The sequence below is a fragment of the Brachybacterium endophyticum genome (genome assembly GCF_003130585.1).
Lineage (GTDB): Bacteria > Actinomycetota > Actinomycetes > Actinomycetales > Dermabacteraceae > Brachybacterium > Brachybacterium endophyticum.
In genome coordinates this window covers 35,492-60,782 of record NZ_QFKX01000001.1, presented here as the reverse complement: position 1 = coordinate 60,782, position 25,291 = coordinate 35,492, and the positions used below count along the sequence as shown (strand labels likewise).

Sequence of the window (25,291 nt, the reverse complement as noted above, 5' to 3'; positions counted from 1 at the left end):
TCGCTGCGAGCTGTTGGACTTATATATCAACTGTTCCTAGGCTCTCCGCCATGACTGTTCCCACCATCACCCTGAACTCCGGACACTCCATCCCCCAGCTCGGCTTCGGCGTCTTCAAGGTCCCGGCCGACGAGGCCAAGCAGGCCGTCGCCACCGCCCTCGAGGTCGGCTACCGCCACATCGACACCGCCGCCATCTACGGCAACGAGGAGGGCGTGGGCGCCGCGATCGCCAAGAGCGGCGTCCCGCGCGACGAGCTGTTCGTGACCACCAAGCTCTGGAACGACCGCCAGGCCGGCGAGGAGCCCCATGCGGCGATCCGCGAGAGCCTGGAGAAGCTGGGCCTGGAGTACGTGGACCTCTACCTCACGCACTGGCCCACCCCCGAGAAGGACACCTACGTCAACGCCTGGCGGAAGCTGCTGGAGATCCGCGACCAGGGCCTCGCCCGCTCCGTGGGCGTCTCCAACCACCTGCCCGAGCACCTGGACCGCCTGGTCAAGGAGACCGGCGTCGTGCCGGCCGTCGACCAGATCGAGCTGCACCCCGCTCTCCAGCAGCGCGACGTCCTCGCGTGGGCCGAGAAGAACGGCATGCACATCGAGTCCTGGGGCCCGCTGGGCCAGGGCAAGTACCCGCTGTTCGAGGAGTCCGCGGTGGCCGACGCCGCCTCGGCGCACGGCGTCTCCCCCGCTCAGGTCGTCATCCGCTGGCACCTGCAGCGCGGCTTCATCGTGTTCCCGAAGTCCTCGCACCGCGAGCGCATGGAGCAGAACTTCGACGTCCTCGGCTTCGAGCTGACGGCCGACGAGGTCTCCGCGATCGACGCCCTGGACAAGGGCGACGACTCGGGCCGCGTGGGCACCCACCCGCTCGAGTTCAACTGATCCTCCGCTCGGCCGGATCGGAGACAGGGCGGTTCTGACCCCGCTCGGATCCGGCCGAGCACCCGGGCCGGGGCGCTGGTTCGCCGGCGCCCCGGCCCGCCCACCGGCGGCGAGCACCGCTCGCCGCCGCGACCGCGTTCGCGGCCGATCTCATGACGACACAGGAGTCCCTGCGATGAAGCATTTCCCCCTCCCCGGCAGCGAGATCACGGCGCCCAACGTGGTGCTGGGCCTGATGAGGATCAACGAGAAGTCCGACGAGGAGATCCGCACCCTCGTGAACACCGCGCGTGACGCGGGCATCGACTTCTTCGACCACGCCGACGTCTACGGCGGGGACCACCTGTGCGAGCGCCGCTTCGCCGAGGCCATGCACCTGAACGCGAACGAGCGCTCCGAGATCACGATCCAGACCAAGGCCGGGATCGTGCCCGACGGGCCCTACTTCGACTACTCCTACGAGCACATCGTGGAATCCGTCGAGGGCTCCCTGCGGGCCCTGCAGACCGATTACATCGACATCCTGCTGCTGCACCGTCCCGATGCACTCGTCGAGCCCGACGAGGTCGCCCGCGCCTTCGACGACCTCCACGCCGCCGGCAAGGTGCACGCCTTCGGCGTCTCCAACCACACGCCCCGCCAGATCGACCTGCTCAAGCGCAGCGTCACCCAGCCGCTGGTGGCGAACCAGCTGCAGTTGTCGATCACGCACAGCCCGCTGGTCGCCCAGGGCATCGCCGCGAACATGAGCGGCGAGGAGCAGTCCACCGTGCTCGACGGCGGCGGACTCCTGGACTACTGCCGCCTGAACGACATCACCGTGCAGGCCTGGTCCCCGTTCCAGGGCGGCTTCTTCGACGGCGTGTTCCTGGGCAGCGACAAGTACCCCGAGCTGAACGAGGTCGTGAACCGCCTCGCCGCCAAGTACGAGGTCGCGCCGGAGGCCGTCGCGACCGGCTGGATCACCCGCCACCCGGCGAACATGCAGGTCGTCCTCGGCACCACGACGCCCCAGCGCGTCACCGACTCGGCTGCCGGCTCCGAGCTGCCGCTGAACCGCGCCGAGTGGTACGAGCTGTTCCGAGCCGCGGGGCACCGCGTGCCGTGATCGCTTGAGCGCTCTCCCGCGCTCGTGACCACGTGGAGACGGCGGCCCTCGACCTGTGAGAGCAGTAGCGAGGGGCCGCCGTCTCGTGAGCCCCTCACCTCATCGGATCGAGGGGCCAGGCCGGTGTCGCCGGCGACCCGCGATGGCATTGTTTTTCGCGCTCCTGCCGAAGGACTTCCTGGACAGCAGACGCGGGCAGGTCCGAGAAGAGCTCCGTATCGCGATCACTCCCGCGCAAGCGGGGGTGTCCCCACCTGGATCGAAGATCCCCATCACCGACGCCGTCGGTGTGTGCACGGCGAGGGAACCGGCTGCTGACATGCGACTAATCAATTGACCGGTGCGGCGGTGGTGGTGAGCATTGCGGCCATGACCCATGCGCAGCAGACCAGCAACTTCGACAACTCCATATCAGCCGCGATTTACGACGAGGCAGAGGGCTCCCGAGAAGACCTCGACCACTACGCGGCGATCGTCGAGGAGCTGGCCGCTGGCTCGGTAATCGACATCGGGTGCGGCACCGGGACGCTCGCGATCATGCTCGCGGACCGCGGACACGTCGTCACCGGGGTGGACCCCGCCGGCGCCATGCTCGACGTGGCCCGGGCCAAGCCGGGCGCAAAGAAGGTCCGATGGCTCCTCGGGACAGCCGAGGTGCTGCCCGCCGCCCCCTCAGCCGACCTCGCCGTGATGACCGGCAACGTCGCCCAAGTCTTCTTGACCGATGAGGAGTGGCTCGGCACGCTGCGCGCCATCTACGACGCGCTCGGCCCCCTCGGGTACCTGGTCTTCGAGACCCGCATCCCCGAGCGTCGCGCGTGGGAGGAGTGGTCGGAGTGGGGCTCTTCGACGTACCACGTCGAAGGCATCGGAACGGTGCGAGACATCTTCGAGGTGGTCCACGTGCAAGAGCCCTACGTCACCATCCGCTCCGACAACACCCTGCCCGACGGCTCGATCGTGCCGAACGAGTCGACGCTGATATTCCGGTCAATGCCCGAGCTGGAGACGACCCTCGCTGCGGCCGGTTTCACCATCCGCGAGGTCCGCGACGCCCCGGACCGGCCGGGTCGGGAGTGGGTCGTGATTGCCCAGCGGTCGTGACCGACTGACCCCACATCGAGCTCAGTACATCCCTAAACAATCGATGAGCAGCCATCGGCGCTACTTAGCGCGGGGCGGTCGTGCCGATGGCTTACTGCATGCTGTCGCTCTGGGGTATACCCCCACGAGGCAGATCTGTCGCGGAACTGCCGTTTTGGACCCTGTGGAACAGGGAAGACTGCGTTCGCGTAACTGTCCCGCAGGGTGTGCCTCAACGCGACAGATGTGTCGTGTTGAGGTGGGCTGAGCCTTCACACATTTGCCGGTCCGGCCGCGGCGGGGTCATTGTCGCGATGGGTCAGCGCACACGTGGGCAGTGTTAGCAGAGAGATCCAACGCCGCGAGAGATCGCGCCGTAAACGGTGGCGGTCATCCATTTGTGCCCTGGAGCGGCGTCGTCGTCGCGATACCCGGCTTCCGGGATGGGAAGGAGGCCGGCCCCGTCTCGTGTAACGTCGAGAACGCGACCTGCGACGCGCTCGCAGCGTTCGAGTGGACCAGTCTCCCAGGCTTCCGGAGTTGGCCGTCAACGATTCGCTGTTTATGATTCGGGAGTCACGAATATCCAACGGCGACATCCCTTCGGGCGGATACTTTTACAGAACCTCACCGCGGACAATAATGCACTCGAAGCTACGTAGCTGTTGACCGGAGATTCGACGTAGCCGAGTGACGTGGTGATTACACGTCCGTGAGATTCGCGATAATATCCCGCTCGACATCGCGAATGTGTTTCACGGCCGCTGTGCGTGCCTCGCGGGCTCGCTTTCCGGTCACCGCGTCGACGATCGCGCGGTGGCCGATGTCCGCTGTCTCTCGACGTCCCGGCAGTCCGATGACCTGGAGAGAGTAGTCTACGAACAGGGGTTCGATCGACGAATGGAGTGTTAACAGGATCGGGTTTCTGGTGATCTTTGTGATCGTTCTATGCAGGTCAGTGTCGAGGGCAACGAAGCCTTCGTCGCTCAGGTCGGGATCCGCCATCGCCGTGATTATGTCATGCAGCACAGTCGCGTCGTCCGGAACGACGCGTTGAGCGGCGAAGCCCGCCGCATCGCGTTCGAGGGTGATGCGTGCCTCGAAGAGTTCCGGCACTGTGTGCTCGCCAAGTATCAACAGTTGTGACAGGTCGGGCGTCCGACGTGCTCTGCTGACGACGAAGACGCCGATCCCGTGGTCAGTTCGGAGCATCCCGTTGGCCTCGACGATCCGGATCGCCTCCCGCATCGAACTGCGGCCGATTCCGAATTGCTCCGCGAGTACACGCTCGGGCGGCAATTTGTCGCCCGGCGCGAAATCTCCCCGGCCGATCATCAATTCGAGTTGCTCGGCAACGGAGTCGGCGACCTTCAGGCGGCGGACGGGTTCGATCTTGCCGTGGCTCATGCCGACCGTTCGGCCCCTCTCTCTGCAATCGCGCTGGTGGTCAGTGGTCTGAAGAGTAGTGGTCTGGGCTCCTGGTCCGCCAGCGCGGCCCTAGACGGCGTCCGGAGGGGCTTTGGCCCCCTCACGCCGTGGGATGATCCGGGCCCCGGGCAAGATCGAGAGCAGGGACTTCAGGTAGGGCGGTCCGCCGAGGTGGGCGGGGAATACCTTGGCGACACCACGGTCGGTGGCTTCCCCGATCTCGGCCGGCGTGGTCCCGCCCTCGACGAACAGCACGTCCTGTGCGTGGGCGGTTGCTCGGGCTGCAGCGACCGGATGCGGGCTGACCAGGAAGTCGGCGCCTCGTGCCAGCGCGCGCTCGGCGTCGGCCTCCGTGCGGACGGTGCCCAGGCCCACCAGCGCGTTCGGTGCCTTGGCCTTCACTGCGGCGATGAGGTCGTGCCAGCCGTAGGGCGACGGCGTGACCGGTCTCGGCGTCGGAGGTTCGGAGGACCGGAACGATCCGGGCGCTGCGTATCCGCTCGGCGCTGCGTTCCATCGCCGGGGAGAGGGGCATGGGGTCCTCTTTTCAGAACGCCCGGATTCCGGGAACCCGGGTCCGGAATCGATGGAGCGTGGTGCTGGCACAGATGTAGAGGGTGCGCATGTCGTCGTCGCCCCAGGTGAAGTTGGCCGTCACCTCGGGGACGCGAATGACCCCGAGCGCACTGCCCGCGGGGTCGAAGACGTGGATGCCACCAGGCCCGCAGCTGAACAGGTTCCCGGCGCTGTCGATCTTCAGGCCGTCGGGTTCACCGGTGCCGGGGCCCGACAGCCGCGCCCAGACCGCGCTGCCGGCGACGCCGCTCTCGGTCAGCGCGAACCGGCGGATGTGCATCCGCTCGGTGTCGGCCACGAAGAGATGTCGCTCGTCGTGTGACAGGCACAGCCCGTTGGGCCCTTCGACGTCATCGGTCAGCAGCTCGAGGCCATGGGCGCCGAGCCGGTAGACCCCGCAGAAGGGCAGCTCCCGCGACCGCGGCACGCCGTAGGGCGCGGCGCGGCCGTAGGCGGGATCGGTGAAGTAGATCGTCCCGTCACCAGCCACGACCACGTCGTTGGGGCTGTTCAGCTCTCTGCCCTGGAAGCGGTCGGCCAGGGTGACCAGCGAGCCGTCGGCCTCCTGTCGGACCACCCTGCTCGTGGCGTGCTCGCAGGTGAGCAGCCGGCCCTGCCGGTCGTAGGCGTTCCCGTTCGCCATGTGGCTGGGATCCCGCAGGACCGACAGCGCGCCGCCTGCGGACAGCCGCCACATCCGAGCGGCAGGGATGTCGCTGAACACGAGCGACCGCTCGACCGGATGCCACACCGGCCCCTCGAGGAACCGGAACCCCGTGACCACCCGGCGCAACGGATCGTCGGCCACCACCTCGTGCAGCCGGGGGTCCCGGACCTCGAGTGCGGGCACGCCAGGGCTCACCGCGCGCCGGCAGCCGGCGCTCCGGAGGCCGACGGCCGGGCGGTGTCCGGCGAGAGGGCGAACCGCTCGTCGGCGTCCGGGGCGAGCTCGACGCCCAGCCCGGGCGCGTCCTGCGCGGACAGGTACCCGTCCTTCACCACCAACGGGTCGATCAGCATCCCGTCCCAGCCCGGCCCGCCGTAGGCGTCGACCTCGATCAACGGGGTGTTCTCGCAGGCCAGGATCATGTGCAGACCGGCGGCCAGCGCGATCCCGGTGCCGGAGGAGCAGGCGATGTGTGGGATGCAGCTGAGGTTCCAGGTGCTGGCCATGTCGGCCACCCGCTTGGCCTCGGAGATCCCGCCGACGCTCGTGGCGTCGGGCTGCAGGATGTCGAAGGTCCGCCGGGTGAGCAGGTCGATGAACTCGAAGCGGGTCAACAGTGATTCACCGCCCGACAGCTTCAGAGACACCCGGTCCGCCAGCCACGAGTGGTCGTCGGCGTACTGGGTCAGGCTGCGCGCGAGGATCGGTTCCTCGAGCCATGCCACCTGCAATCCCTCGAGTTCTCGGGCGAGCTGCAGCGCCCCGCGCCGGTCGTAGGACATGTTGGCGTCCACACCGAGATCGATGCCGGCGCCGACGGCGTCGCGCACGGAGCCGACCAGCTCGACGGCCTCGCCGATGTCCCCGAGGACCCGCAGCTTCATCGCGGTGTAGCCGTCGGCCACCGCACGTCGGGCCTCGTCGACGATCTGGTCCACCGGCTTGACCGAGGGTGCGAAATAGGCGCGCACCGTATGCTTGGAGGATCCCAACAAGCGGTGCACCGGCTGGTCGGAGATCTTGCCCAGCAAGTCCCACAGCGCGATGTCGATGCCGCTGAGCGCGTAGGTCTCGATACCGCGGCGGCCCCACATGTGGGTTGCGTCGAGCATCTGCTGCCAGAGGGCCCCGATGTCGCGTGGGTCCTGGCCGACGAGCATCGGTGCCAGTTGCTGGTTGATGATCGGGCCGACGGTCGGGAAGTACTCCGAGGAGAATCCCGCTTCGCCGATCCCGACCAGACCCTCGTCGGTGGTGACCCGTACGACGATGCCGCCCTTCGAGGTGACCACCATGGCGCCCCACCGAAGTGGTTCGTCCAGCGGTGTCCCGAGTGGCCTCGCCTCGACACTGGTGATTCGCATCAGCCGACCTTTCCGAGATGCGGGACGAGCTCGTTCCAGTCGTAGTCACCGACATGGAAGAACTCCGTCGTGCTGTAGGTGCCGTCCATCGTGTCCTTCAGAGTCATGGGGCCGGGAAAGCCGATGACGTCCCAGCCGACTCGGTTGCGGTTGCCGCCGTAGACGGGGTCGCAGTAGAAGCCCTGCCGGGTGTGCAGGCACAGCGCCTCGAAGAAGGGCAGCCCCTGGTCGAACACGCCCTGCAGGAAGGTCTGGACCGCCTCGCTCGTGCCCAGCGTGACCGGCCCGGGCTTGGCAGAACCGGACAGAGCTTCCAGCACGGTGTCCTGCTCGGACTCCGTGAGCGCGACGAACCGCCGGTCGAAGTGTTCTTCGGCGAGCGTGTCGAGTGTCCGGATGCCCTCGCGGTAGGTCCGTTGCATGTCCGACATCCGGGCCCGCCACGCGTCGGCGAACTTGCCGGTCAGCTTGAGGAACCCGCTGCCGTCGGCGGCGGCGAAGATGTAGTCGATACCCGAGAGGTAGCGGTCGAGGAACACGACTACCCGCGCCTCGCGGGCACCCGGGTCGTGGTCCGTGGGGATGATGCGGGCGGTGGCCGCCTCGATCGTGTCCCACTCGTGGTCGGTGAAGAACAGTCGCTCGTCGGAATCGGGATCGATCGGGGAACCGACGACCTCCCAGTCGGCCTTTAGCGTCATGACGCCCTCCTTTCCGTGGGTGGAGCTGCGGGAGTGGTGGATTTCAGTCGAGCGTGATGTGCTCGTCGCGGCCTTTGGACCAGACGTCGCTGATGTATTCAGACACGCGCCAGGCGTTGGCCATCATCGTCAGCGTGGGGTTGACCCCGGTGGAGCTCGGGAAGCAGGACCCGTCGACGACGAAGAGGTTGTCCACGTCATGGGACTGGCACCACTCGTTCAGCACGGTCGTGGACGGGTCGGTTCCCATCCGGGCTGTGCCGTGCTGGTGGCAGGTGTTGCCGGTCATCCGGTCCAGGTAGACCGGCACCGTCTTGCTCGCGCCGGCGACCTGCAGGATCTCCGCGTTCTTGTCGACCTGCCACTTGCTCATGGCCACGTCGTTGGCGTGGGGCTTGTGCGTGATCCTGGCGACCGGCAGGCCCCAGGCGTCCTTGACCGTTGGGTCGAGGTCGACACGATTCGACTCGACCGGCATGTCGTGCAGGATCGCCCCGATCTTCATCGCGAAGTTGAAGTAGCTGCGGTCGGCGTCCTTGAGCGACTGACCCCACGTCGGCCGGCCGGGAAAGACCCAGTTGATCGGATGACAGGTCTGCGAGGCGGAGATGAGGCAGCCGCCGATGTGGCCGCGATTCTCGTCGGTCTCGTAGAACTCGAAGGTGCCTCCCGAGATGTAGTTGCCGGCCCAACCGTACAGCGGGTCGTCGATCTCCTGGTCGAACAGGCCCACCGCGAAGACGTACTCGTGGAAGGTCGCGTTCTTGCCGACCATGCCGCTGGAGTTGCCTAGGCCGTCGGGGAACTGCGGGGACGTCGACATCAGCATCAGCCGGGCGGACTCGATCGCGCCGAGACCGAGCACGACCACCTTCGCCTCCTGCGCCCTCTCGACGCCGTCCTGGTCCACGTAGACGACACCGGTGGCCCGGCCGTCCTTGCCGACGGTGATCTCACGGACGAAGGACTCCGAGCGGAGCTCGAAGTTCCCGGTGGCCACGGCCTCCGGGATGAACGTGGTCAGCGTGTTCGAGCGAGCGGTACTCGGGTCGCCGTACTGATTCCAGAAGCTGGTGGTGTTGAACGGGTCCCGGCCCTTGTGGTCGTTGGTGACCATCGCGTGCGGGATCGGGAAGCCATTGACGCCCATCTTGTTGCAGGCGTCGTAGAAGCGCTTGCCGAACTTCGTCGGGCGTAGCGGCATACTCGGGTAGCCCTTGCTCCGGAAGGGCTCGTACTTGTCCGCCCCGGCGATGCCGGAGATCCCGAATTCCCATTCCACCTTGGTCAGGTAGGGCTCGAGGTGCTCGTACCGAATCGGCCAGTCCGCCAGGCTCGCACCGTCGAGGTCCCCGTGCAGGCTGCGCTGCAGGAAGTCCGACTCGCGCGGCCGCGGCACCCAGCCCGCCCAGTGGTTCGTGCCGCCGCCGACGAGCTGCGGGGTGGGCGAGAACGGGAATCGCTCGGCCTCCGAGGTCTCGTCGTGGCGCAGGGTGCGGGGAAACAGGTTCGGGTCCGGCCACAGGTAGTTGCGGTTGACGAACTTGAGCTCGTCGCCGGAGTAGTGGTCCTTCGCGGACAACCACGGGCCGCGGTCGAAGCCGACGACCTTGAGGCCGGCCTCGCTGAGCACCTTCGCGGCCGTCGCACCGGTGGCTCCGAGCCCGACGACGATCGCATCGACCGGCTCGGGTTTCTTGGCGTTAGACATGTGCCTTCCTCTCCACGCCGGCAGCGGTGCCGGCGCATGATGGTGTGCCCCGGCCCGGGGGAGATCGCCCTCGGGCGCGGGAACGGGTGGGGCAGACAGCGGCGCGCTACAGCGCGGGCGCGTCCGCGTTGCTCGGGGTGATCGTCTGCGACGCGATGTCCCGGTGGCGGCTCTTGATGTACTCCGCGGCGCGGACCGCGACGGCTTGCAGCGTGCTGGTGGGGTTGACCGCGGCACCTGTGGTGAGCGAGCTGGCATCGGTGATGAACAGGTTGGGCACGTCCCAGGTCTGGTTCCACTTGTTCGTGACCGAGTCCTCGGGAGTGTTGCCCATCCGGCAGGTACCCATGATGTGCCAACCGGGCGGTGGCGCGTCGATCCCGCCGATGCCGCTCGTGGTGGTGTCGATGACGTCACCGGCGGCGTCCGCGGCCTCGCGGGCGCGCTGCTGGCCCCACTCGACGAGCCTGCGGTCGTTCTCGTGCAGCTCGTAGTAGACGTGCGGCGCGGGCAACCCGCTGGAGTCCCGCACGTCGGGATCGAGGGTGACCCGGTTGGTGCGCACCGGCAGGTCCTCGCCCTGCACGTAGATCAGCGCGTGCCGGCCGAAGTGCTCGTCGAAGAAGCTGCGGTGCCCGGCGCCCCAGGGCGCGAGGTTGCCGGTGTTCGTCCCGAGCGCGCTGGTCGCGGCGCCCAGAGAGGTACCGACCTGGAGCGAGAAGCCGTTGATGAATCCCCGGGACGGGTCGCTGTCGTAGAACTCCTGGCTGTAGAGCACGGCGGGCTCCGGGCCTTTGAAGCCCTCGAGCGGCTCGTCGAACCAGAAGTCCATGAAGGACCAGCTGTGGTATATCAAGTGCGTGCCGACCAGGCCGTTGGAGTTGGCGAGCCCGTCCGGGTGGCCCTGCTGCGCGGACATCAGCAGCAGCCGGGGGGTGCCGATGGCGTTCGCGGCGACCACCACGATCCCGGCCCGCACCTCGTGTCGCTGCCCGGTCACCCGGTCGATGTAGGTGGCGCCGGTGGCCCGGCCGTTCTTCGCGTTGATCTGCTCGACCCGGGCGTTCACGCGAAGGTCGACGCCGTTGCGCAGGGCCGCCGGCCAGTACGACACGTCGGTCGAGGCGATCGAGTGCCGGGGGCAGCCCGCGAGGCAGAAGCCGCAGTCGTTGCACGCGAGCCGGTTGTCCTTGGTGCGGGTGAGGATCGCGTTGTCGGCGGGCCACCAGTGCCAGCCGAGCTTGTCGAAGCCCGAGCCCATCTTGTGCCCGACCTTGCCGCCGCGGCTGGCCGGGCCCCACCCCTCGGGGCGTGCCGGGTTGCCGGGGTCGCCGGTCCGGCGGGCCACGCCGATCTCGGCGTCGTTGATCGCGTAGAACGGCTCGAGCTCCTCGTAGGAGATCGGCCAGTCGATGGTGCCCTCGACGCCGTGCTCGGTGCCCTTGCGGAAGTCGACCGGCTTGAACCGGGGCCAGGCCGCCGCATAGTGCAGCGTCGAGCCGCCCACCCCGGTGAAGGTGTAAGGGGTCGTGTTGCCGGTGACCGGGTAGTCCTCGGGGAACTTCCGGACGTTGGGCTCGAACGACCAGCTTCGCTTGCGCTCGAGCTCCCAGCCGTCGTACATGTGCGGGTGGTCCATCGGGTGGACCCAGTCGCCCTGCTCTAGGCAGACGACCTTGATGCCGGCGTCGCTGAGCCGCTTGCTCACCGCTCCACCGCCGGCGCCGGCCCCGATCACCAGGACGTCGGTCTCCGTGTACGCCGCCATCAGTTCTCTCCTGCTTCCCGGGCCTGCCGTGCCGAACACATCGGGAGGCCGGCGGGGATCGCGACCCGTCGCACCTCCTCGGTCCGGATGTAGGTGCCGCGCACCCGGCTCAGCAGCTCGTCGTCCCAGTCGTCCATGACGTCGGAGTAGCCGTAGGGCTGGGGGCTGTTGCGGTAGTCCCGGCCCGCGGGCAGGCGGTTGACGGCCCGGATGACCTCGGGCCGGGAGTAGTACGCGTGGTAGACGACGTCTCGCAGACGCGTGAAGAACTCCTGCTCGTCGCGCTCCAGCCCTTCCAGGACCGTCACGCGCTGCGCCGAGGTGGCGTCGGCGAACTCCTGCCCGAGCCCGTCGAGCCGGGCCCGGAAGTCGTCCTCGCCGAGGAATGGGAACCACCTGGGTTCCAGCCCCGACGGCGTCACGTACCGGCCGATGAACGAGATCACGTCGACCTCGCTGGGCGGCGGGAAGCCGTCGCCACCCGGGATGAGCTCGTCCGCCGCGGCGTTCAGCACCGCGGCCTGCGTCTCGGTCAGCCGGACCCCGGGCAGCCAGCCGCCCAGGGGCGGCTTGGCGTCGCGCGCGGTCACGCTCAGATCTGTCATGTTCCCCCTCCTTTGCGGGACGTCGTCGACCCCCTCGGGTCAGGCGCGCTCGAGATAGCTGACGATCGCCCGGCCGAAGTCGGGCAGATCGACCGGCGTGCGGGAGGTGATGACGTTGCCGTCCTCGACCACCGGCGCGTCGACCCAGGTGCCTCCGGCGTTCTCGACGTCGGTCTTGATCGGCAGGTAGCCGGTGATCTTGCGGCCCTTGGTGGCGCCCGCGGAGGCGAGTATCCAACCGCCGTGACAGATCGCGGCGACCAGCTTGCCGGACTCGTAGGCGTCCTTCACCAGGTCGATCATTTCGGGGTGCAGGCGCATATTGTCCGGCGCGAATCCGCCGGGGATGACCACCGCGTCGAAGTCGGCGGCCGAGACCTCGGAGGCAGCAGCGTCCGCCTCCATCGGGTAGTGCTCCTTGCTCTCGTAGCTGCCCTTGGTGCCGCTACCGATCACCTTCACATCGGCACCGGCCTCCTGGAGACGCAGGTGGGGATACCAGCCCTCGAGAATCTGGTACTCGTCCTCGATCAGCAGGGCGACCTTCTTACCGGAAATCGACATGTCACGTCCTCTCGTTCGTCGTTCGTCGTTCGTCGGGGAATACGAAGTCTCGTGTCCCGCTCAAGCGTTGATCATCTTCAGGAACTCGATGCTGGTGCGCACGTCGCCGTGGTTGGCCTGGATCTGGCGCAGCGCCTCCCAGTGCTGGCCGTAGCCCATCGGGTCGTCCTTGCCGGACGGAATGGCTGCTGTGGTGTCGGCCAGTACGACGATCTTGAAATCCTGGTTGGCCCCGTCGATAGCAGTAGCGATCTGACAGTTGCCGGTGGACAGGCCCGCGACCACAAGGGTGTCGCAGCCGGCCCTGCGCATGTATTCGGTCAGCGCTGTCCCGTAGAACGAGCTGAAACGGTGCTTGCGGAACACCGGCTCGTCCGGGAGCGGCTTGAGCTCGTCGACTAGCTCATCGCCCCCGTTACCCCAGGCGCCCGGGAACTGCGCCAGCGCGCCCTGCAGGCCCCACTTCACGTCGGCGAAACCGGCGTCCTTGCCGTCAGGGCGCAGCCCCCACAACGACCACACCACGGGAATGCCCTTAGAACGGCAAGCTTCCAGGACGTTGACGACCGGCTGTACGACGTCCTTGCCCTCAGGGGCCCCGCCGGTGCTGGGGATGTACATAGCGCCACCGGGCTGCGCACAAGCCTTCTGCATGTCCAGGACCAGAAGCATCGTCTTCTTCGGGTCGATCACCGGCGCTACCCAGGCTGAGCGGTCGATGAGCGTGTCGATGTGGGTGTAGGTGTAGTCGAGCGAGGACATCGCTGCTCCTTTGCATTGACGTGGATCGCCGAGACGAGGACGGCAACCCGAGCCGTGCCTGCCCCGCGCACTGGACCGAAGTGGTCTCAGGTGACCAGGTGGTCTGACCTCAATGTAACCCGCTCAACACCCGCGATGTCAACAGTTGAGCCACCCAGTCAGTCCGAGTGGCGGGCCACCGGGCAAACTTCCTGGCCTACGGCCGCGGGCCACGGCGATGAAGTGAAGGCGCAGCCACCCGCCCGACCCATCTTGGTCGGGGCGCGACCGTCGAAATGGCTGCGGCTGAGGCCGTCCGGGCTCGCGCGAGTGGTCCTGAGCGGTGGCGTCCCCTCGGTTGGTGTAAGTCGCTCGCGAGGGTCTCTGCAGGTCAGATCATGCCGTGATGAGTTCAGGTCCGGCCAGCTCTGCGGCGGCATTCGGGACGAGTAGGGCCATGGTGGCCTCGCTGTCGCGCGTCAGACTTAATGGCAGGACCCGTTGCTTGCGGGTCTGACCTGAAGGAGTCTGATTGTTATGGCGAAGCCACCCACCATTGCGGCCGAGGAGAAGGTCCGGATCGTGCTGTCCGTCCTGGCCGGCGAGGTCACCATCGCCGAGGCCGCGAGACGGGCGAAGGTGTCCGAGCAGTCCGTGGGGAACTGGAAGCGCCAGTTCCTCGAAGGCGGCCGCACGGGCATCGAGACCGGTAGATCGAAGCCCTCAGGCCCCTTCAGCGATACGGCGGATGCGCGTAGGGACCTTGCGGTTGAGGCGCTCAGCGGCCTCTACGTAGACCTGCGCTGCTGCGCGGCGGTTCTTCTGGTAGCGCACCTCAGCCAGGTCAGGCATCTGACCGGCGGCGTCCGCGCCCCCGATCTGTGCTTCGCCCGCTGCTCGTGTCACGGTGCGGCTGCTCGAAGTTCCCGAGGATGCGCGCCCAGTCCGATGCGAGGTCTGCGTCTTGGAGACGTAGCGTCCCGAAGGGGTGGAGCTACGGATTGATCGGCTAGTCCTCATGGTTGCCCACCGCCTTTCCTCTGCCCCATTATCGCTCAGCCTCAGGTTCGATGCCAGGTGAAGCCGCGGCAGGCTCATCTCCGGCGTCTTCGGCGACTCCGAGGACCTGCCCCATGACTTGCAAGATGAAGCCGTTGAGCTCAGGGCTCGGGGCGGTGTCTCCCAAGTGCTTGAGCACGATGATTGCGGCTTCGGCGTCGGGGTCAGACAGCTCCGGCCACCCCGATCGAGCTTCTGCTCGATCTTCTGTCTGGCTCTTGGTCTGGGAAGGGCGTGAGAAGAAGCCGTACCGCCTCTCCTCCCGCGCCTCGGACGTGGACTCTGCTCGGTCGGTGGTCGATGCGGTGAGCAGCATGTCCGTCGCCCACCTCGCGTTTTCCCACCACTGTGCAAGCTTTCCAGCTCGTTCGGTCGCCTCGCGTGACTTCCGGGCGGCGGTGTAAGCGATGAACGCGGCGACTACTGCGGCTAGCCCGCCGAGTCCTGGACTGGTGGCGAAGTCCAGCAGTGACTCCCGAAAAGTGGCCGGAGCGGGGGGTGGATCCAAGAGGTATGCAAGCCCGACTCCGAGGACTGCCCCCGCGACTGCCGTGGCGCCGTATCGGACGACCGTTAACAGTGTCGGCGACATGGGAGCTCCTTGGTGGGGCGGCCTATAGCGACTCAGCGCAAACAGTCGCCTCCTCATATTACGAGCGGTGAAGGCTTCCGCGTTCGCCGCCCGGGTCCGACACGTCGGGGTTGCAACGGTCGCCGGTAGTGCGCTGAAGCCCCGACCGACTCAAGCCACCTCATGTTGAACCGGTAGCTCCTAGATTGCCCAGGCGGAGGTCCCCTCAGACGGCAGCAGGCGGGACAGCCGACTCCGTGGAGATGGCCGTCCTGCCTGCTATGTAGCGAGCCTTCGGCTCTCCACGGGGCAACCGGATATTTGATGGGCAATCCGACCCCCGGTGAGGGACCTGTGACCCAATGAGGTATACCCCAGCGCGACATTCTGCGTGAAGAGATGCCACGGTTCCCAATAGGGTCCACGGCGGCAGTTTTGCGACACATCTGTAGCGCACCGTGGTCCGACCATCCCAGTGCGACACAACCACTCAATGCCGACCACGCAACACGTCGACTACTGCCGAGTCCCCTCAATAGGCCAGAACTTCGACCGACAGCGCTTCTCTGGGGCGCGCTGGTGTCGTGCTTCCGTTGCACGGGCGGGTGCTGCTCATGGTCCACACGCCACCTGTAGTCGATGGAGGGCGGTGGGCACTCAGACTAACCGCCAGGGGCGGACCGATAGCGATGGAGGCGTGCCGAAGAGCCACCACCGCAGGCTGCGACCCCTTCGTTGTCAGCGCCGGATCGACCGTGCGCTCCAGCGACCGTCCTCGTGCCGCACGGCGATCGGATGATCGAAGGCGTGCGAGACCGCTTCGGTGGTGAGCACCTCGTCGATCGGACCCTGCGCGCTCGGGGCGCCGCCGCGCAGCAGCAGCGCGTGGGTGACGGTCGTCGGGATCTCCTCGAGGTGATGGGTGATCAGCAGTGACGTGAGGTCGGGGTGGTTCGTCGGCAGCACCTCGAGGGTCTCGATGAGCTGTTCGCGGGCGGCGACGTCCAGCCCCGTCGTCGGCTCGTCGAGCAGCAGGAGTTCGGGGTCGGTCACCAGTGCCCGCGCGATCAGCGCCCGGCCGCGCTCGCCCTGGGAGAGCGTGGGCCAGACGGATTCGCTCTTCGCGGCCAGTCCCAGCATGTCCATGAGCTCACGGGCGCGGGCGATCTGCGCGGGCTCGGGCACCCAGCGCATCATCCGTTCGGCCGTCCCGGTGAAGCCGGTGAGCACGACCTCTTCGATCGTGAGCGGCGAACGGATCGTGTGGCGCGGGTCCACGTGCCCGATGCGCTCGCGCAAAGCGCGCAGTTCCACGCGGCCCACCCTGTCGCCGAGCACCTCGACGGTGCCGCTCGTGGGGTGGGCGTTGCCCCCGGCGAGGTTCAGGATGGTGGACTTCCCGGCGCCGTTGACCCCGAGCATCACCCAGTGCTCGCCGCGACCGATCGCGAAGGTGACACCGGGAAGGATCAGCTTCCCGGAGCGCTGGAAGGTGACGTCCTCGAAGGAGAGGACGGCAGTCTGGTCGGAGGTGGGGCGGGTGTCGGGCATGGTCCTTCTTCTCGGCTGGTCATCCTCGGGCCGGGATCAGGGTGGCGATCGCCGTTCTGATCCCGGCCTGCTCGGAGGTCCAGCCTCTGCCTATCCCGGCGGTCCTCGCCACGGGGTCCGCTGATCGGTCGGGCACACCCGCCATGCACCACGAGCACCACGAACACATGGCGGTCAGATGACGCTCCGGCCCCGACTCGACCTCCCGGCGGTCCCGGCCCGCGGCGTTCACCGCAACGTCTCCGGAACTCTGCGTGAACCCCGGCCGACGTCCGCCCCCGAATCGGACGCCCACGCAGCCCCGATGTCGCACACTCCGCACCACATAGCCCCTTGGCCTGCAGTTACGCGACGGATCCACCCTTCGGCCACATGCCGTTCGTGAAGATTGCCGGGCCGCTCGACCCTTCCTACGGTGAGGATCGCCTCGCCCCCGCGGCGAGCACCAGAGACCTGCCTCGATCCCTCCTCCCGAGGAGCCCCGCTTGTCCTCCTCCCCCTCCACCGCTGCGCCAGCGCGCACCACGGTGCTCTCCCCTCCCATCTCCGCTTCCCCGGACGATGCTCCCGTCGTCCCCGATGCCGCTCCCGCAGAGCCCACGCCCCGTCGGCGACGGCGCCGGCGGCCCACGAACCCCGTTCGCCGCCGGCGTGCGATCCGCGAAGGAATCCTCTTCACCCTGCTGATGCTGCCGAACCTCGCGGCGATCCTGGTCTTCTCCTACTGGCCCGCGATCTACACGATCGTCCTGAGCTTCATGGACTGGGACCTCGTCGCACCGATGCCAGAGTGGGCAGGGCTGCAGAACTACGTCGACCTGTTCGACGATCCGGACTTCTGGACGATCATGCTGAACACGCTCGTGTTCACCACGGTCACCGTGGTCGGCTCGCTCGTGGGCGGGGTGCTGCTGGGATCCCTGCTGGCCACGAAGGTGCCGTTCACCGGGATGGTGCGCACCTTCGCCTTCGCCCCGCACATGCTCCCGGGGGCGGCCGTCGGCATGCTCTGGCTGTTCATGTTCGACCCCAGCTTCGGGCTCTCCCGCTTCCTGTTCAACCTGGTGGGGGCGGATTCACCACAGTGGACGACGACCTCGGACTGGTCGCTCGCCGCAGTCACGGTCGCCTACCTCTGGCAGCGGCTCGGCTTCGTCACCGTCATCTACTACACCGCGATCCTCGACCTTCCCGGCGACGTGCTCGAGGCGGCCTCGCTCGACGGCGCCCACGGGCTGACGATGCTGCGCCACATGGTGCTGCCGCTGCTGAGCCCCATCACCTTCTTCCTCTCGGTGACCGGGGTGATCGCGGCCGCGCAGGCCTTCGACCTCATCTCGATCCTCACCAATGGCGGCCCCGGGATCTCCTCCTCCACGCTCAGCTGGATGATCTACGAGGAGGCCTTCCAGAAGTTCGACATCGGCAAGGCGTCCTCCGCCGCGACGGTGCTGCTCGTCCTGCTGCTCGTGCTGACGTTCGTGCAGGTCCGCTTCGGCGAGAAGAAGGTGACCTACGCGTCATGACCACCACCGTGCGCTCCCCCGGCCCGCTCTCCCGACTGCGCGCCGGTCGCAGCCAGCAGCGACGATCGGCCGACCTCCACCGCCCCCTGTGGCAGACCATCGTGCTGACAGCCCTGGTCATCGCCTCGCTGCTCGTGTTCCTGGTGCCGATCTACTGGCTGTTCAGCGGGGCCGTGAAGTCCAACGCGGACATCTACTCGTGGCCCCTGAAGTGGGTCCCGACGTCGCTCCACCTGGACAACTTCCGCTCGGCCTGGGAGGCGGCGCCCTTCGACCGCTTCCTGATCAACTCCCTGATCACCACCTCCGTCGGCACCGCTCTGGAGATGGTCAACGCGATCCTGTGCGCCTACGCCTTCGCCTTCGTGCACGTGCGGATCAAGCGAGTCCTGTTCCTCTTCCTGATCGGCTCGATGATGCTGCCGGGCCACGTGACGCTGATCGTCAACTACATCACCGTGGGGAACCTGGGCTGGCTGAACACCTACCAGGGCATGATCCTGCCGGGCATCGGCTCGGCCTTCGCGATGTTCCTGCTCTACCAGCAGATGCGCACGATCGATCCCGAGATCCTGCAGGCCGCCGAGGTCGACGGTGCCGGGCACCTGCGTCGCATGGTCCTGATCGTCGTCCCCATGAGCTGGCCGATGATCCTCACCGCGACGCTGATCGTGCTGGTCGGGAAGTGGAACGAGTACGTCTGGCCGCTCATCGTCACCTCGACCGCCTCGATGCGCACCCTGCCCATCGGACTGCTGTTCCTGCGCAGCCAGGAGGGCTACACGAACTGGGGCGCGCTGCTGGCCGGCACCGTGATCGCCGCCGGCCCGATGCTCCTGCTGTTCTTCCTGGCCCAGCGCCGCATCATCGGCGGCATGGCCGCCGGAGCCCTCAAGTAGTCAGCCCTCTTCCCTGTCCTCTCCCGACGCGTCTCCTCACCCCACTGATCCGGAGGTCCGCCCATGTCCCGCTCTCTCCTCACCCCGCCCCGCCGAGCTCGCCTGACGCCCACCCGCAGAACGCTCCTCACCGGGATCGGGCTGGGCGCCGCGGGCCTGGGCATCACCGCCTGCGGGGCCCCCGGCGGAGGCTCCGACGACGCCTCCGATCCCGTGCGCACCGGCTTCTCCCAGGCGGACCTCGAGGTGCCTGCGAAGTACGAGGACCGCACGCCGATCCTGTTCTGGGCACCGTTCACGGGGAACCTGTACACCGAGGTCCAGGACCTGCTGAAGAGGTTCAACGAGTCGCAGGACGACATCGTCGCGATCAGCGAGTCCCAGGGCTCCTACGCCGACCTGAACCAGAAGTTCACGGCCGCCCTGCAGGCCAAGGCCGTCCCGGACATCGTCTGCTTCCCCGAGATGCAGTGGCTGCAGTTCTACTTCTCCAGCGCCCTCGCACCGCTGGACGGCTACTTCGACGACGACTGGAACCTCGACGTCTACCTGCCCAACTACGTGAACGAGGGGAAGGCCGCCGGCAGCACCTACGTGGTGCCCTTCGCCCGCTCCAACCCGCTCTTCTACTACAACAAGACGCAGTACACGAAGCTGGGACTGCCCGAGGAGGGGCCGAAGACCTGGGACGACCTCGCCGAGTTCGCCCCCGAGCTCACCAAGGTCAAGGTCGACGGCAAGCCGCTCGCGGCGATGACCTTCGGCGCGGAGGACGAATGGTTCGGCCAGGCCGACATCTGGGCATTCGGCGGCAAGAACTCCGAGGACTTCGAGGTCACGATCAACCAGGATGCCGGCGTCGAGTGGCTCGAGTGGCAGCGGAAGTTCATCCACGAGGACAAGTTCGCGTACATGGCCAAGGCCTCCGGCACCGACTTCACCACCGGCATCTCGGCGGGCACCCGCGGCTCCACCGCCTCGCTGCGCGGCTTCACCGACGAGGCGGACTTCGAGGTCGGCGCGGCCTTCATGCTGGGCCAGGTCAACGCACCCACGAAGGTCCCCACCGGCGGCAGCGGACTGTCGATCGTGCGCGGGGACTCCAAGGACCGACAGGACGCCTGCGCCGAGCTGTTCCGCTTCCTCGCCGAGCCCGAGAACTCCGCCCGCTGGCACAAGGGCACCGGCTACGTGCCGATCGTGAAGGCCGCCAAGGACACCACGATCGTGAAGGACCTCGTGAAGCAGGACCCGAACTTCAAGGTCGCGCTGGACCAGCTGGAGAACGCCCACACGGCCGACCGCACCAACTGGTTCCAGGGCGCGGTCACCGAGATCGCGGCGGCGATGGCCCAGGTCTACGGCGACGACAAGGACGCCAAGCCCGTCCTCGACGCCCTCGCCCCGAAGCTCCAGAAGGTCCTGGACGACAACCGCGAGGACATCGAGAAGGTGATCGGCTGATGCGCTCCCTGGTCGTCGGGCACCGCGGCGCGAAGAACGTGCTGCCCGAGAACACGCTGACCTCCTTCCGCCGAGCCGTCGCCGACGGCGCCGACCTGCTCGAGTGCGACGTGCACCTGAGCGCCGACGGTCGCCTGGTGGTCATCCACGACGCGCGCATCGACCGCACCGTGGCCGAGGACTCGCCGCGGCGCTCCGGGGCGATCGCCGAGCTCACCACCGCCGAGCTGGCCGACGTGCGCGTGAGCGGAGGGCGCGAGCACGAACGGGACGGTGCCGATGGCGAACCGATCCCCTCCCTCGAGGAGGTCCTCGACCTCGCGGCGGAGGCGCAGGTCCCGCTGCTGCTCGAGGTGAAGGCCCCCGCGGCTGCCGAGCCCGTCGCGCGTCTGCTGCTCTCCCGGGCCGCTGCCGCGCAGGAGGACGCGACGGTCGCCGTGCGGGATGCCCCGTCGGACGAAACACTGCCGGCGCCTGCCGCCCACGGGGTCGTCGAGGCCCACGGCAGGGACCGCGTCGTCGTCATCTCGTTCCTGCGCGAGGCGCTGGAGACCGTGCGGCGGGTCGCACCCCAGCAGGCGATCGGCCTGATCACGAAGACCCCCACGGAGGACGACTGGGACTACGCGATCGGCATCGGCGCCCGCACCTTCGGGCTGACCCTGACGAACCTGCGCGAGCACGACGTGATCAGGGCGCAGGCGATGGGGCTGGCCCTGAACGCCTGGACGCTGAACGATCCCGATGCGGTCGTGTTCGCGGCCGAGCTCGGCGTCGACACCCTCACCACGGACGACCCGGCGTGGGCGCGTGCGGTGCTCGAGGCGATGGAGCTGGAGCAGGAGGCGCTCGCGCGGTGACCCCGCTCGGGGGTCACCGCGCGACGCGTCCGGCGTCGGCCCGGCGTCCGACGTCGGCTCAGCCTCCGGTCGTCCCGCCGGCCCTCCCGCCCCGCGCGACCGAGTAGACGATCGAGTCGTCCTTGCGGCCCAGTCCGTCGCGGCGGCCCTGGACGTACAGCTGCTCGGCCGCGGCCGCGACCGGCACGGGCTGATCGACCTCGCGGGCGGCCTGGGCCACCAGCCCCATGTCCTTGACGAAGATGTCCAGCGCCGAGCGCACCTCGTCGAACTCGCCGGCGACCATACGCGTGCCGCGGTCGGCGAGCATGAACGAGGCCGCGGCCCCGCCGCCGAGCACCTCGAGCACCTGGGCGGTGTCCAGCCCCATGGCGTCCGCGAGGGAGAGGGCCTCGCCCGCCGCCGCGATGTGCACCCCGCACAGCAGCTGGTTGACCACCTTGAACCGCTGGCCGTCGCCCACGGTGGTGCCGACCAGCGGCGCGTTCGCCGCGAGCACGTCCAGCAGCGGGCGGGTGCGGTCGACGTCCGCCCCGGGGCCGCCCACCATGATCAGCAGCTCCCCGGTCCCCGCCCGCGCGGTGCCCCCGGAGACGGGAGCATCGACCACGGCCACACCGCGGCCCTCCACGGCGCGAGCGGCCGATTCGACGGCCGAGGGGCCCACGGTCGACATGATCAGCAGCAGGGACCCGGGGTCCAACGCCTCGCCGATCCCGGCCTCGCCGAACAGGACCTCGTCCAGCTGGGCACCCGTCGCGACCATCACGACGGCGAGGTCGCAGCCGCCGACGGCCTCGCGAGCGCTCTCGGCACCCCGCACGCGCGGGTCGAGCTCCTCGAGGGCGCGGGGATTCACGTCGTAGGCGGTCACGAACGCCCCGGCCGCGGCGGCGAGAGTGGCCATGGGGCTCCCCATCGCCCCGAGGCCGATCCACCCGATCCGGGTGGCATCCAGCGGCGTCGTCTCACTCATCGTGGTCTCCTCGTGCGGTGGTGTCCGGGGCGGTGGTGTCCGGGGTGGCGGGGTTCGGGATGCTGGCTGGGGCAGAGGCGGCCTGCGCCCTGGCCAGCACCTCGACGACCTCGGCGAGGGCGTCGTCGCCGCCGACGTTCCCGGGGAAGACGACGTAGGGCGTCCCGAGCACCTCCTCGGGAGCATCGATCGGATCGAACAGCGAGATCTGACCGGGGAAGAACTGGCCCGCGACCTCGGCGCGACGGATCTGCAGGCCGCTCGCGGCGACCTCGTGGGAGGTGATCCCTCCCTTGGCGACGACCCACGACGGGCGCGAGGAGCGCAGCTGCTGCACGACCTCGACGACCGCGTCGGAGACGGACCGGGCGATCGCGAGGGACTCGTCGGGGCTGTCGTTGCGCACGAGGTCCCTGCTGGTGGAGACCACGACCTCGGAGCGCTCCAGGGCCTCGCGCGCACCGGCCACCACCTCGTCGAGGTGACGACGTCGCGAGTCGGCGTCCAGCAGCCTGGGCACCTCGAGCTCGAGCTCCTCGATGCCGCCGCGCCCGCGCAGCCGCTCGAGCTGGCGCGTGGTCAGCGGCACGTGGGAGCCGACGACGACCAGCCCGTGGTCGGATCTCGAGGGATCCCCCGGGACGTCCTCGGCGGCGAGGACCTGTGCGCCGTGCTGGCCGGCGAGGGGGCGGACGAAGGAAGGGGCGCAGCGCGTCAGCAGCACGTGCCCCTGCTCCTCGACGCGAGCGAGGGCTGCGACGACGACCTCCATGTCCTCGTATTCCACGGCGTCCACGGCGATCCACTGCCGCTCCCGCGCCGCGGCGAGGATCTCGGTGACGCGGTCCACGCCGCCGTCGCGGATGTCCTCGAGCCCCACCTGGAGCACGTCGCCCGCACGCACCGCTCCCCCGGAGCGCTCCTCGAGGAAGCCGGCGAGGTCCGAGCGGGAGTACCCGAAGGTGGCGTCGGCCGCGAAGGGCGTCGAGGCGACCTCGACGAGCTCGCCGTCGATGCGGGCCCGGTGGATCCCGCCCTCGGTGAGCCTGCCGGCCTCGATCATCGCCGGGCAGAACAGGATCCCGTCGACGTCGCGGTCGTGCGCGGCGAGCACGTCGGCCAGGGCAGACGGCTCGGTGATCACGTGCCCGCGCAGGGTGGAGTCGGAGCGGGAGACCACGTGCAGGCCGCGGGGGTCGACGCCCGCGGCGATCACGTCCTCCAGCACCCGGCGGTTCACCGCCACGGCGTCGGCCTCGTCGAGGGCGCGGGTGTTGGTCAGGACGAAGCACGTCGAACCGGGCTCGCGCAGTGCCTGGGCGATGGTCGCGCCCTCGGGGGTGAGGACGACGTCCACCCCGGCGACGCACTGCGAGCCGGTGGGGTCGTCGTCGAGGACGAGCACTCGACGCGAGGGGGCCGTGGGGGCCGAGGGGGACATGGGCTGTTCCTTCCGGGGCGGATGGTTCAGGAGATGAGGGCGACGAGGGGCCACATCAGGCAGGCGACCGCGAAGCCGACCACCGAGGTCACCGTGGTCGCGACGGTGTAGGAGCGCAGCGCCGCCCCGGTCTCGACCTGGAAGTAGCGGCTCCACACCCAGAACAGGGAGTCGTTCACGTGCGAGAGGGCCATCGAGCCGATCCCGATGGTGATGGTGACCAGGGCGATCTGCGGCGCCGAGAGGCCGGCGGAGGCGACCATGGGGGCGATCAGCGGGGCGGTGGTGAGGGTGGCGACGGTGGCCGAGCCCTGGGCCGCGCGGATCAGGGCGGCCATCAGCCAGGCGAGCAGCAACACCGGCAGGCCGGTCCCGGTGAGGACACCGGCCACGGCCTCGGCGACCCCGGTGCCCTCGAGCACGTGCCCGAAGGTGCCGCCGGCCCCCGTGATCAGGATGACCGCGGCCGTGGCGGGCAGCGAGGAGGCGACGACGTCCTCGACGCGGCGCAGCCCCCATCCCCGGCGCAGTCCGAGGAACCCGATCGCCAGCAGCACGCCGATCAGCAGCGCGGCCGGTGAGGCCCCGACCAGGTCGAACACGCCCCGCACCGGGTTGGAGTCGGGCAGGACCAGGGAGCTCACGGTCTGCGCCATGATCAGCACCAGCGGGACCAGGATCATCGCCAGCACCAGACCCACGCTCGGGGGTCGCACGGCCGTGCTGGTCCTCGTCGCGGTCGTGGTGGCGGTGCCTCCGCCGGCCTCGGGTCCGGTCCCCTCGCCGCTCCCGGCCGCCTCGTCCGTCCCGCTGCCGGGGACGCCCGCAGCGCCCGAGCCCGCCGCCGGCACGGGCGAGAAGGTGCGCTTGACCAGGACTGCGCTGATGAACTGCGAGAACAGGCCCATGACGATCGCCGGCAACAGCCCGACCAGGAGCACGAGGCCGACGTCGGACTTCATGAGCTCGGCGCCGCCGACGATGCCGGGGTGCGGCGGGAGCACCACGTGGACCGTCAGCAGGGCCATGACCGTGGGCAGGGCGTAGGCGAGCATGTTGACGCGCCCGGTGATGCGACGGGCGACGGCGAGCACGATCGGCACCAGCACGATCGTCGCCACGTCCACGAAGACGGGGATCCCGAACAGGAACGACGCCGCGCCGAGAGCCCACGGCGCCCGGCGCGGCCCGAAGGCCTTGAGCAGGGCTTGAGCGAGGACCTCGGCCCCGCCGGAGACCTCGATGATCCGCCCCAGCATCGCGCCGAGGGTGACGATCAGGGCGACCGACCCGAGGGTCTCGCCCATCCCCTCCTGGAGCAGGGGGATCACCTTGCCCATCGGGATCCCGGCCGCGAGCGCGAGGGCGATCGAGACCAGCAGCAGGGCGAGGAAGGGGTGGGCCTTGGCCTTGATGATGAGCACGAGGATCGCGGCGACGGAGGCGAGCCCGAGCAGGACCAGGACGGTGGGTGACATGAAATCCTCATCGATTCCGTTCGGCGGGGTGCTCCCTGAGCGGGAGCGGAGCTCGCGGGGAGCCGGCCCCAGGGCGTCCGATCGAGTGTGGGTGTGGCGTCGGCTGCGAGGATCACCGCCCGCACTCATCAGATATCAGATAAGTTAGGAGGCGCATGCTCGCCCTGTCAACGAGCCCGTCGGCGCCGACGGTCCGACGGGGCCGTTCCGTCCGGGTCCAGGACCGTCCTTGGTCACCGGGGGCGCAGCGGCGAGCGACGAGG

23 protein-coding genes are annotated in these 25,291 nt (G+C 68.6%); 8 read left to right on the top strand and 15 right to left on the bottom strand.

Translation table 11 applies throughout. The features are described from left to right. The first annotated feature begins 50 nt into the window (after nt 1-50). The 3 genes from DEO23_RS00290 (at nt 51) to DEO23_RS00280 (ending at nt 3,099) form a co-directional block, all read left to right on the top strand. Nucleotides 51-887, top strand: a complete 837-nt coding sequence (locus tag DEO23_RS00290; RefSeq protein WP_109274027.1) for an aldo/keto reductase — start codon at nt 51-53, stop codon at nt 885-887. Nucleotides 888-1,062: 175 nt separating this feature from the next. Next, nucleotides 1,063-1,995 (top strand): aldo/keto reductase, encoded by a 933-nt coding sequence (locus tag DEO23_RS00285; RefSeq protein ID WP_109274026.1) that lies wholly within the window; start codon nt 1,063-1,065, stop codon nt 1,993-1,995. A gap of 369 nt (nt 1,996-2,364) precedes the next feature. Beyond that, complete coding sequence (locus DEO23_RS00280; protein WP_109274757.1) at nt 2,365-3,099, top strand: class I SAM-dependent methyltransferase; 735 nt, start codon at nt 2,365-2,367, stop codon at nt 3,097-3,099. A gap of 681 nt (nt 3,100-3,780) precedes the next feature. On the opposite strand, the gene DEO23_RS00275 is transcribed toward DEO23_RS00280, so the two are convergent. The 10 genes from DEO23_RS00275 to DEO23_RS00230 all read right to left on the bottom strand — a co-directional run bounded on the left by DEO23_RS00275 (nt 3,781) and on the right by DEO23_RS00230 (nt 13,224). Beyond that, nucleotides 3,781-4,485 (bottom strand): FadR/GntR family transcriptional regulator, encoded by a 705-nt coding sequence (locus DEO23_RS00275; RefSeq protein WP_109274025.1) that lies wholly within the window; start codon nt 4,483-4,485, stop codon nt 3,781-3,783. Between the two features lie 90 nt (nt 4,486-4,575). Continuing rightward, entirely contained in the window at nt 4,576-5,112 is a 537-nt protein-coding gene (locus DEO23_RS16470) for a beta/alpha barrel domain-containing protein (protein WP_109274024.1), read from the bottom strand. Next, nucleotides 5,054-5,932, bottom strand: coding sequence for an SMP-30/gluconolactonase/LRE family protein (locus tag DEO23_RS00265; RefSeq protein ID WP_109274023.1), 879 nt, complete (start codon nt 5,930-5,932; stop codon nt 5,054-5,056). Before DEO23_RS00265 ends, DEO23_RS16470 begins: the two co-directional genes overlap by 59 nt. 8 nt (nt 5,933-5,940) lie before the next feature. Then, nucleotides 5,941-7,113: a mandelate racemase/muconate lactonizing enzyme family protein gene (locus tag DEO23_RS00260; protein WP_109274022.1), complete on the bottom strand. Its 1,173-nt coding sequence runs from the start codon at nt 7,111-7,113 to the stop codon at nt 5,941-5,943. Then, nucleotides 7,113-7,814, bottom strand: coding sequence for a gluconate 2-dehydrogenase subunit 3 family protein (locus DEO23_RS00255; protein WP_109274021.1), 702 nt, complete (start codon nt 7,812-7,814; stop codon nt 7,113-7,115). The genes DEO23_RS00260 and DEO23_RS00255 overlap by 1 nt, the downstream gene beginning before the upstream one ends. 43 nt (nt 7,815-7,857) lie before the next feature. Beyond that, complete coding sequence (locus DEO23_RS00250; RefSeq protein WP_109274020.1) at nt 7,858-9,525, bottom strand: GMC family oxidoreductase; 1,668 nt, start codon at nt 9,523-9,525, stop codon at nt 7,858-7,860. 106 nt (nt 9,526-9,631) lie between these two features. Next, the gene (locus DEO23_RS00245) at nt 9,632-11,293 is read right to left on the bottom strand and encodes a GMC family oxidoreductase (RefSeq protein WP_109274019.1); all 1,662 of its coding nucleotides are present in this window, start codon (nt 11,291-11,293) and stop codon (nt 9,632-9,634) included. After that, entirely contained in the window at nt 11,293-11,898 is a 606-nt protein-coding gene (locus tag DEO23_RS00240; protein ID WP_109274018.1) for a gluconate 2-dehydrogenase subunit 3 family protein, read from the bottom strand. The genes DEO23_RS00245 and DEO23_RS00240 overlap by 1 nt, the downstream gene beginning before the upstream one ends. A gap of 39 nt (nt 11,899-11,937) precedes the next feature. After that, nucleotides 11,938-12,462: a type 1 glutamine amidotransferase domain-containing protein gene (locus tag DEO23_RS00235; protein WP_109274017.1), complete on the bottom strand. Its 525-nt coding sequence runs from the start codon at nt 12,460-12,462 to the stop codon at nt 11,938-11,940. A gap of 60 nt (nt 12,463-12,522) precedes the next feature. After that, complete coding sequence (locus DEO23_RS00230; RefSeq protein ID WP_109274016.1) at nt 12,523-13,224, bottom strand: cysteine hydrolase family protein; 702 nt, start codon at nt 13,222-13,224, stop codon at nt 12,523-12,525. A gap of 516 nt (nt 13,225-13,740) precedes the next feature. Between DEO23_RS00230 and DEO23_RS00225 the strand changes: the two genes are divergently transcribed. Then, nucleotides 13,741-14,208: a helix-turn-helix domain-containing protein gene (locus DEO23_RS00225; protein WP_109274015.1), complete on the top strand. Its 468-nt coding sequence runs from the start codon at nt 13,741-13,743 to the stop codon at nt 14,206-14,208. 43 nt (nt 14,209-14,251) lie between these two features. Here DEO23_RS00225 and DEO23_RS15920 read toward each other — a convergent pair whose 3' ends face one another. Beyond that, complete coding sequence (locus DEO23_RS15920) at nt 14,252-14,854, bottom strand: hypothetical protein (RefSeq protein ID WP_133249812.1); 603 nt, start codon at nt 14,852-14,854, stop codon at nt 14,252-14,254. Nucleotides 14,855-15,571: 717 nt separating this feature from the next. Beyond that, entirely contained in the window at nt 15,572-16,384 is an 813-nt protein-coding gene (locus tag DEO23_RS00215; RefSeq protein ID WP_109274013.1) for an ABC transporter ATP-binding protein, read from the bottom strand. A 485-nt stretch (nt 16,385-16,869) separates the two neighbouring features. On the opposite strand from DEO23_RS00215, the gene DEO23_RS00210 reads away from it, so the two are divergent. The 4 genes from DEO23_RS00210 to DEO23_RS00195 all read left to right on the top strand — a co-directional run bounded on the left by DEO23_RS00210 (nt 16,870) and on the right by DEO23_RS00195 (nt 21,133). Beyond that, entirely contained in the window at nt 16,870-17,910 is a 1,041-nt protein-coding gene (locus DEO23_RS00210) for a carbohydrate ABC transporter permease (protein WP_240613136.1), read from the top strand. Then, nucleotides 17,907-18,809, top strand: coding sequence for a carbohydrate ABC transporter permease (locus DEO23_RS00205; RefSeq protein ID WP_109274011.1), 903 nt, complete (start codon nt 17,907-17,909; stop codon nt 18,807-18,809). The genes DEO23_RS00210 and DEO23_RS00205 overlap by 4 nt, the downstream gene beginning before the upstream one ends. Before the next feature lie 63 nt (nt 18,810-18,872). Beyond that, the gene (locus DEO23_RS00200; protein ID WP_109274010.1) at nt 18,873-20,273 is read left to right on the top strand and encodes an ABC transporter substrate-binding protein; all 1,401 of its coding nucleotides are present in this window, start codon (nt 18,873-18,875) and stop codon (nt 20,271-20,273) included. Then, nucleotides 20,273-21,133 (top strand): glycerophosphodiester phosphodiesterase, encoded by an 861-nt coding sequence (locus tag DEO23_RS00195; RefSeq protein WP_109274009.1) that lies wholly within the window; start codon nt 20,273-20,275, stop codon nt 21,131-21,133. The genes DEO23_RS00200 and DEO23_RS00195 overlap by 1 nt, the downstream gene beginning before the upstream one ends. 58 nt (nt 21,134-21,191) lie before the next feature. Here DEO23_RS00195 and DEO23_RS00190 read toward each other — a convergent pair whose 3' ends face one another. The 3 genes from DEO23_RS00190 to DEO23_RS00180 are packed head-to-tail and all read right to left on the bottom strand — an operon-like array spanning nt 21,192 to nt 25,028. Next, nucleotides 21,192-22,109, bottom strand: coding sequence for an NAD(P)-dependent oxidoreductase (locus DEO23_RS00190; RefSeq protein ID WP_109274008.1), 918 nt, complete (start codon nt 22,107-22,109; stop codon nt 21,192-21,194). Then, the gene (locus DEO23_RS00185) at nt 22,102-23,550 is read right to left on the bottom strand and encodes a four-carbon acid sugar kinase family protein (RefSeq protein ID WP_109274007.1); all 1,449 of its coding nucleotides are present in this window, start codon (nt 23,548-23,550) and stop codon (nt 22,102-22,104) included. The genes DEO23_RS00190 and DEO23_RS00185 overlap by 8 nt, the downstream gene beginning before the upstream one ends. Before the next feature lie 26 nt (nt 23,551-23,576). After that, nucleotides 23,577-25,028 carry a GntT/GntP/DsdX family permease gene (locus tag DEO23_RS00180; RefSeq protein ID WP_109274006.1) on the bottom strand — a complete coding sequence of 484 codons (1,452 nt, stop codon included), beginning with the start codon at nt 25,026-25,028 and terminating at the stop codon, nt 23,577-23,579. Between the last annotated feature and the right edge of the window lie 263 nt (nt 25,029-25,291).

Coding starts and splice junctions, on each gene's coding strand:
- DEO23_RS00225 (WP_109274015.1), top strand. CDS start 13,741: ATGGCGAAGCCACCCACCATTGCGGCCGAGGAGAAGGTCCGGATCGTG.
- DEO23_RS00195 (WP_109274009.1), top strand. CDS start 20,273: ATGCGCTCCCTGGTCGTCGGGCACCGCGGCGCGAAGAACGTGCTGCCC.
- DEO23_RS00235 (WP_109274017.1), bottom strand. CDS start 12,462: ATGTCGATTTCCGGTAAGAAGGTCGCCCTGCTGATCGAGGACGAGTAC.
- DEO23_RS00245 (WP_109274019.1), bottom strand. CDS start 11,293: ATGGCGGCGTACACGGAGACCGACGTCCTGGTGATCGGGGCCGGCGCC.
- DEO23_RS00180 (WP_109274006.1), bottom strand. CDS start 25,028: ATGTCACCCACCGTCCTGGTCCTGCTCGGGCTCGCCTCCGTCGCCGCG.
- DEO23_RS00275 (WP_109274025.1), bottom strand. CDS start 4,485: ATGAGCCACGGCAAGATCGAACCCGTCCGCCGCCTGAAGGTCGCCGAC.
- DEO23_RS00240 (WP_109274018.1), bottom strand. CDS start 11,898: ATGACAGATCTGAGCGTGACCGCGCGCGACGCCAAGCCGCCCCTGGGC.
- DEO23_RS00215 (WP_109274013.1), bottom strand. CDS start 16,384: ATGCCCGACACCCGCCCCACCTCCGACCAGACTGCCGTCCTCTCCTTC.
- DEO23_RS00290 (WP_109274027.1), top strand. CDS start 51: ATGACTGTTCCCACCATCACCCTGAACTCCGGACACTCCATCCCCCAG.
- DEO23_RS00250 (WP_109274020.1), bottom strand. CDS start 9,525: ATGTCTAACGCCAAGAAACCCGAGCCGGTCGATGCGATCGTCGTCGGG.
- DEO23_RS00200 (WP_109274010.1), top strand. CDS start 18,873: ATGTCCCGCTCTCTCCTCACCCCGCCCCGCCGAGCTCGCCTGACGCCC.
- DEO23_RS00230 (WP_109274016.1), bottom strand. CDS start 13,224: ATGTCCTCGCTCGACTACACCTACACCCACATCGACACGCTCATCGAC.
- DEO23_RS00260 (WP_109274022.1), bottom strand. CDS start 7,113: ATGCGAATCACCAGTGTCGAGGCGAGGCCACTCGGGACACCGCTGGAC.
- DEO23_RS00190 (WP_109274008.1), bottom strand. CDS start 22,109: ATGAGTGAGACGACGCCGCTGGATGCCACCCGGATCGGGTGGATCGGC.
- DEO23_RS00185 (WP_109274007.1), bottom strand. CDS start 23,550: ATGTCCCCCTCGGCCCCCACGGCCCCCTCGCGTCGAGTGCTCGTCCTC.
- DEO23_RS15920 (WP_133249812.1), bottom strand. CDS start 14,854: ATGTCGCCGACACTGTTAACGGTCGTCCGATACGGCGCCACGGCAGTC.
- DEO23_RS00255 (WP_109274021.1), bottom strand. CDS start 7,814: ATGACGCTAAAGGCCGACTGGGAGGTCGTCGGTTCCCCGATCGATCCC.
- DEO23_RS00205 (WP_109274011.1), top strand. CDS start 17,907: ATGACCACCACCGTGCGCTCCCCCGGCCCGCTCTCCCGACTGCGCGCC.
- DEO23_RS00285 (WP_109274026.1), top strand. CDS start 1,063: ATGAAGCATTTCCCCCTCCCCGGCAGCGAGATCACGGCGCCCAACGTG.
- DEO23_RS00280 (WP_109274757.1), top strand. CDS start 2,365: ATGACCCATGCGCAGCAGACCAGCAACTTCGACAACTCCATATCAGCC.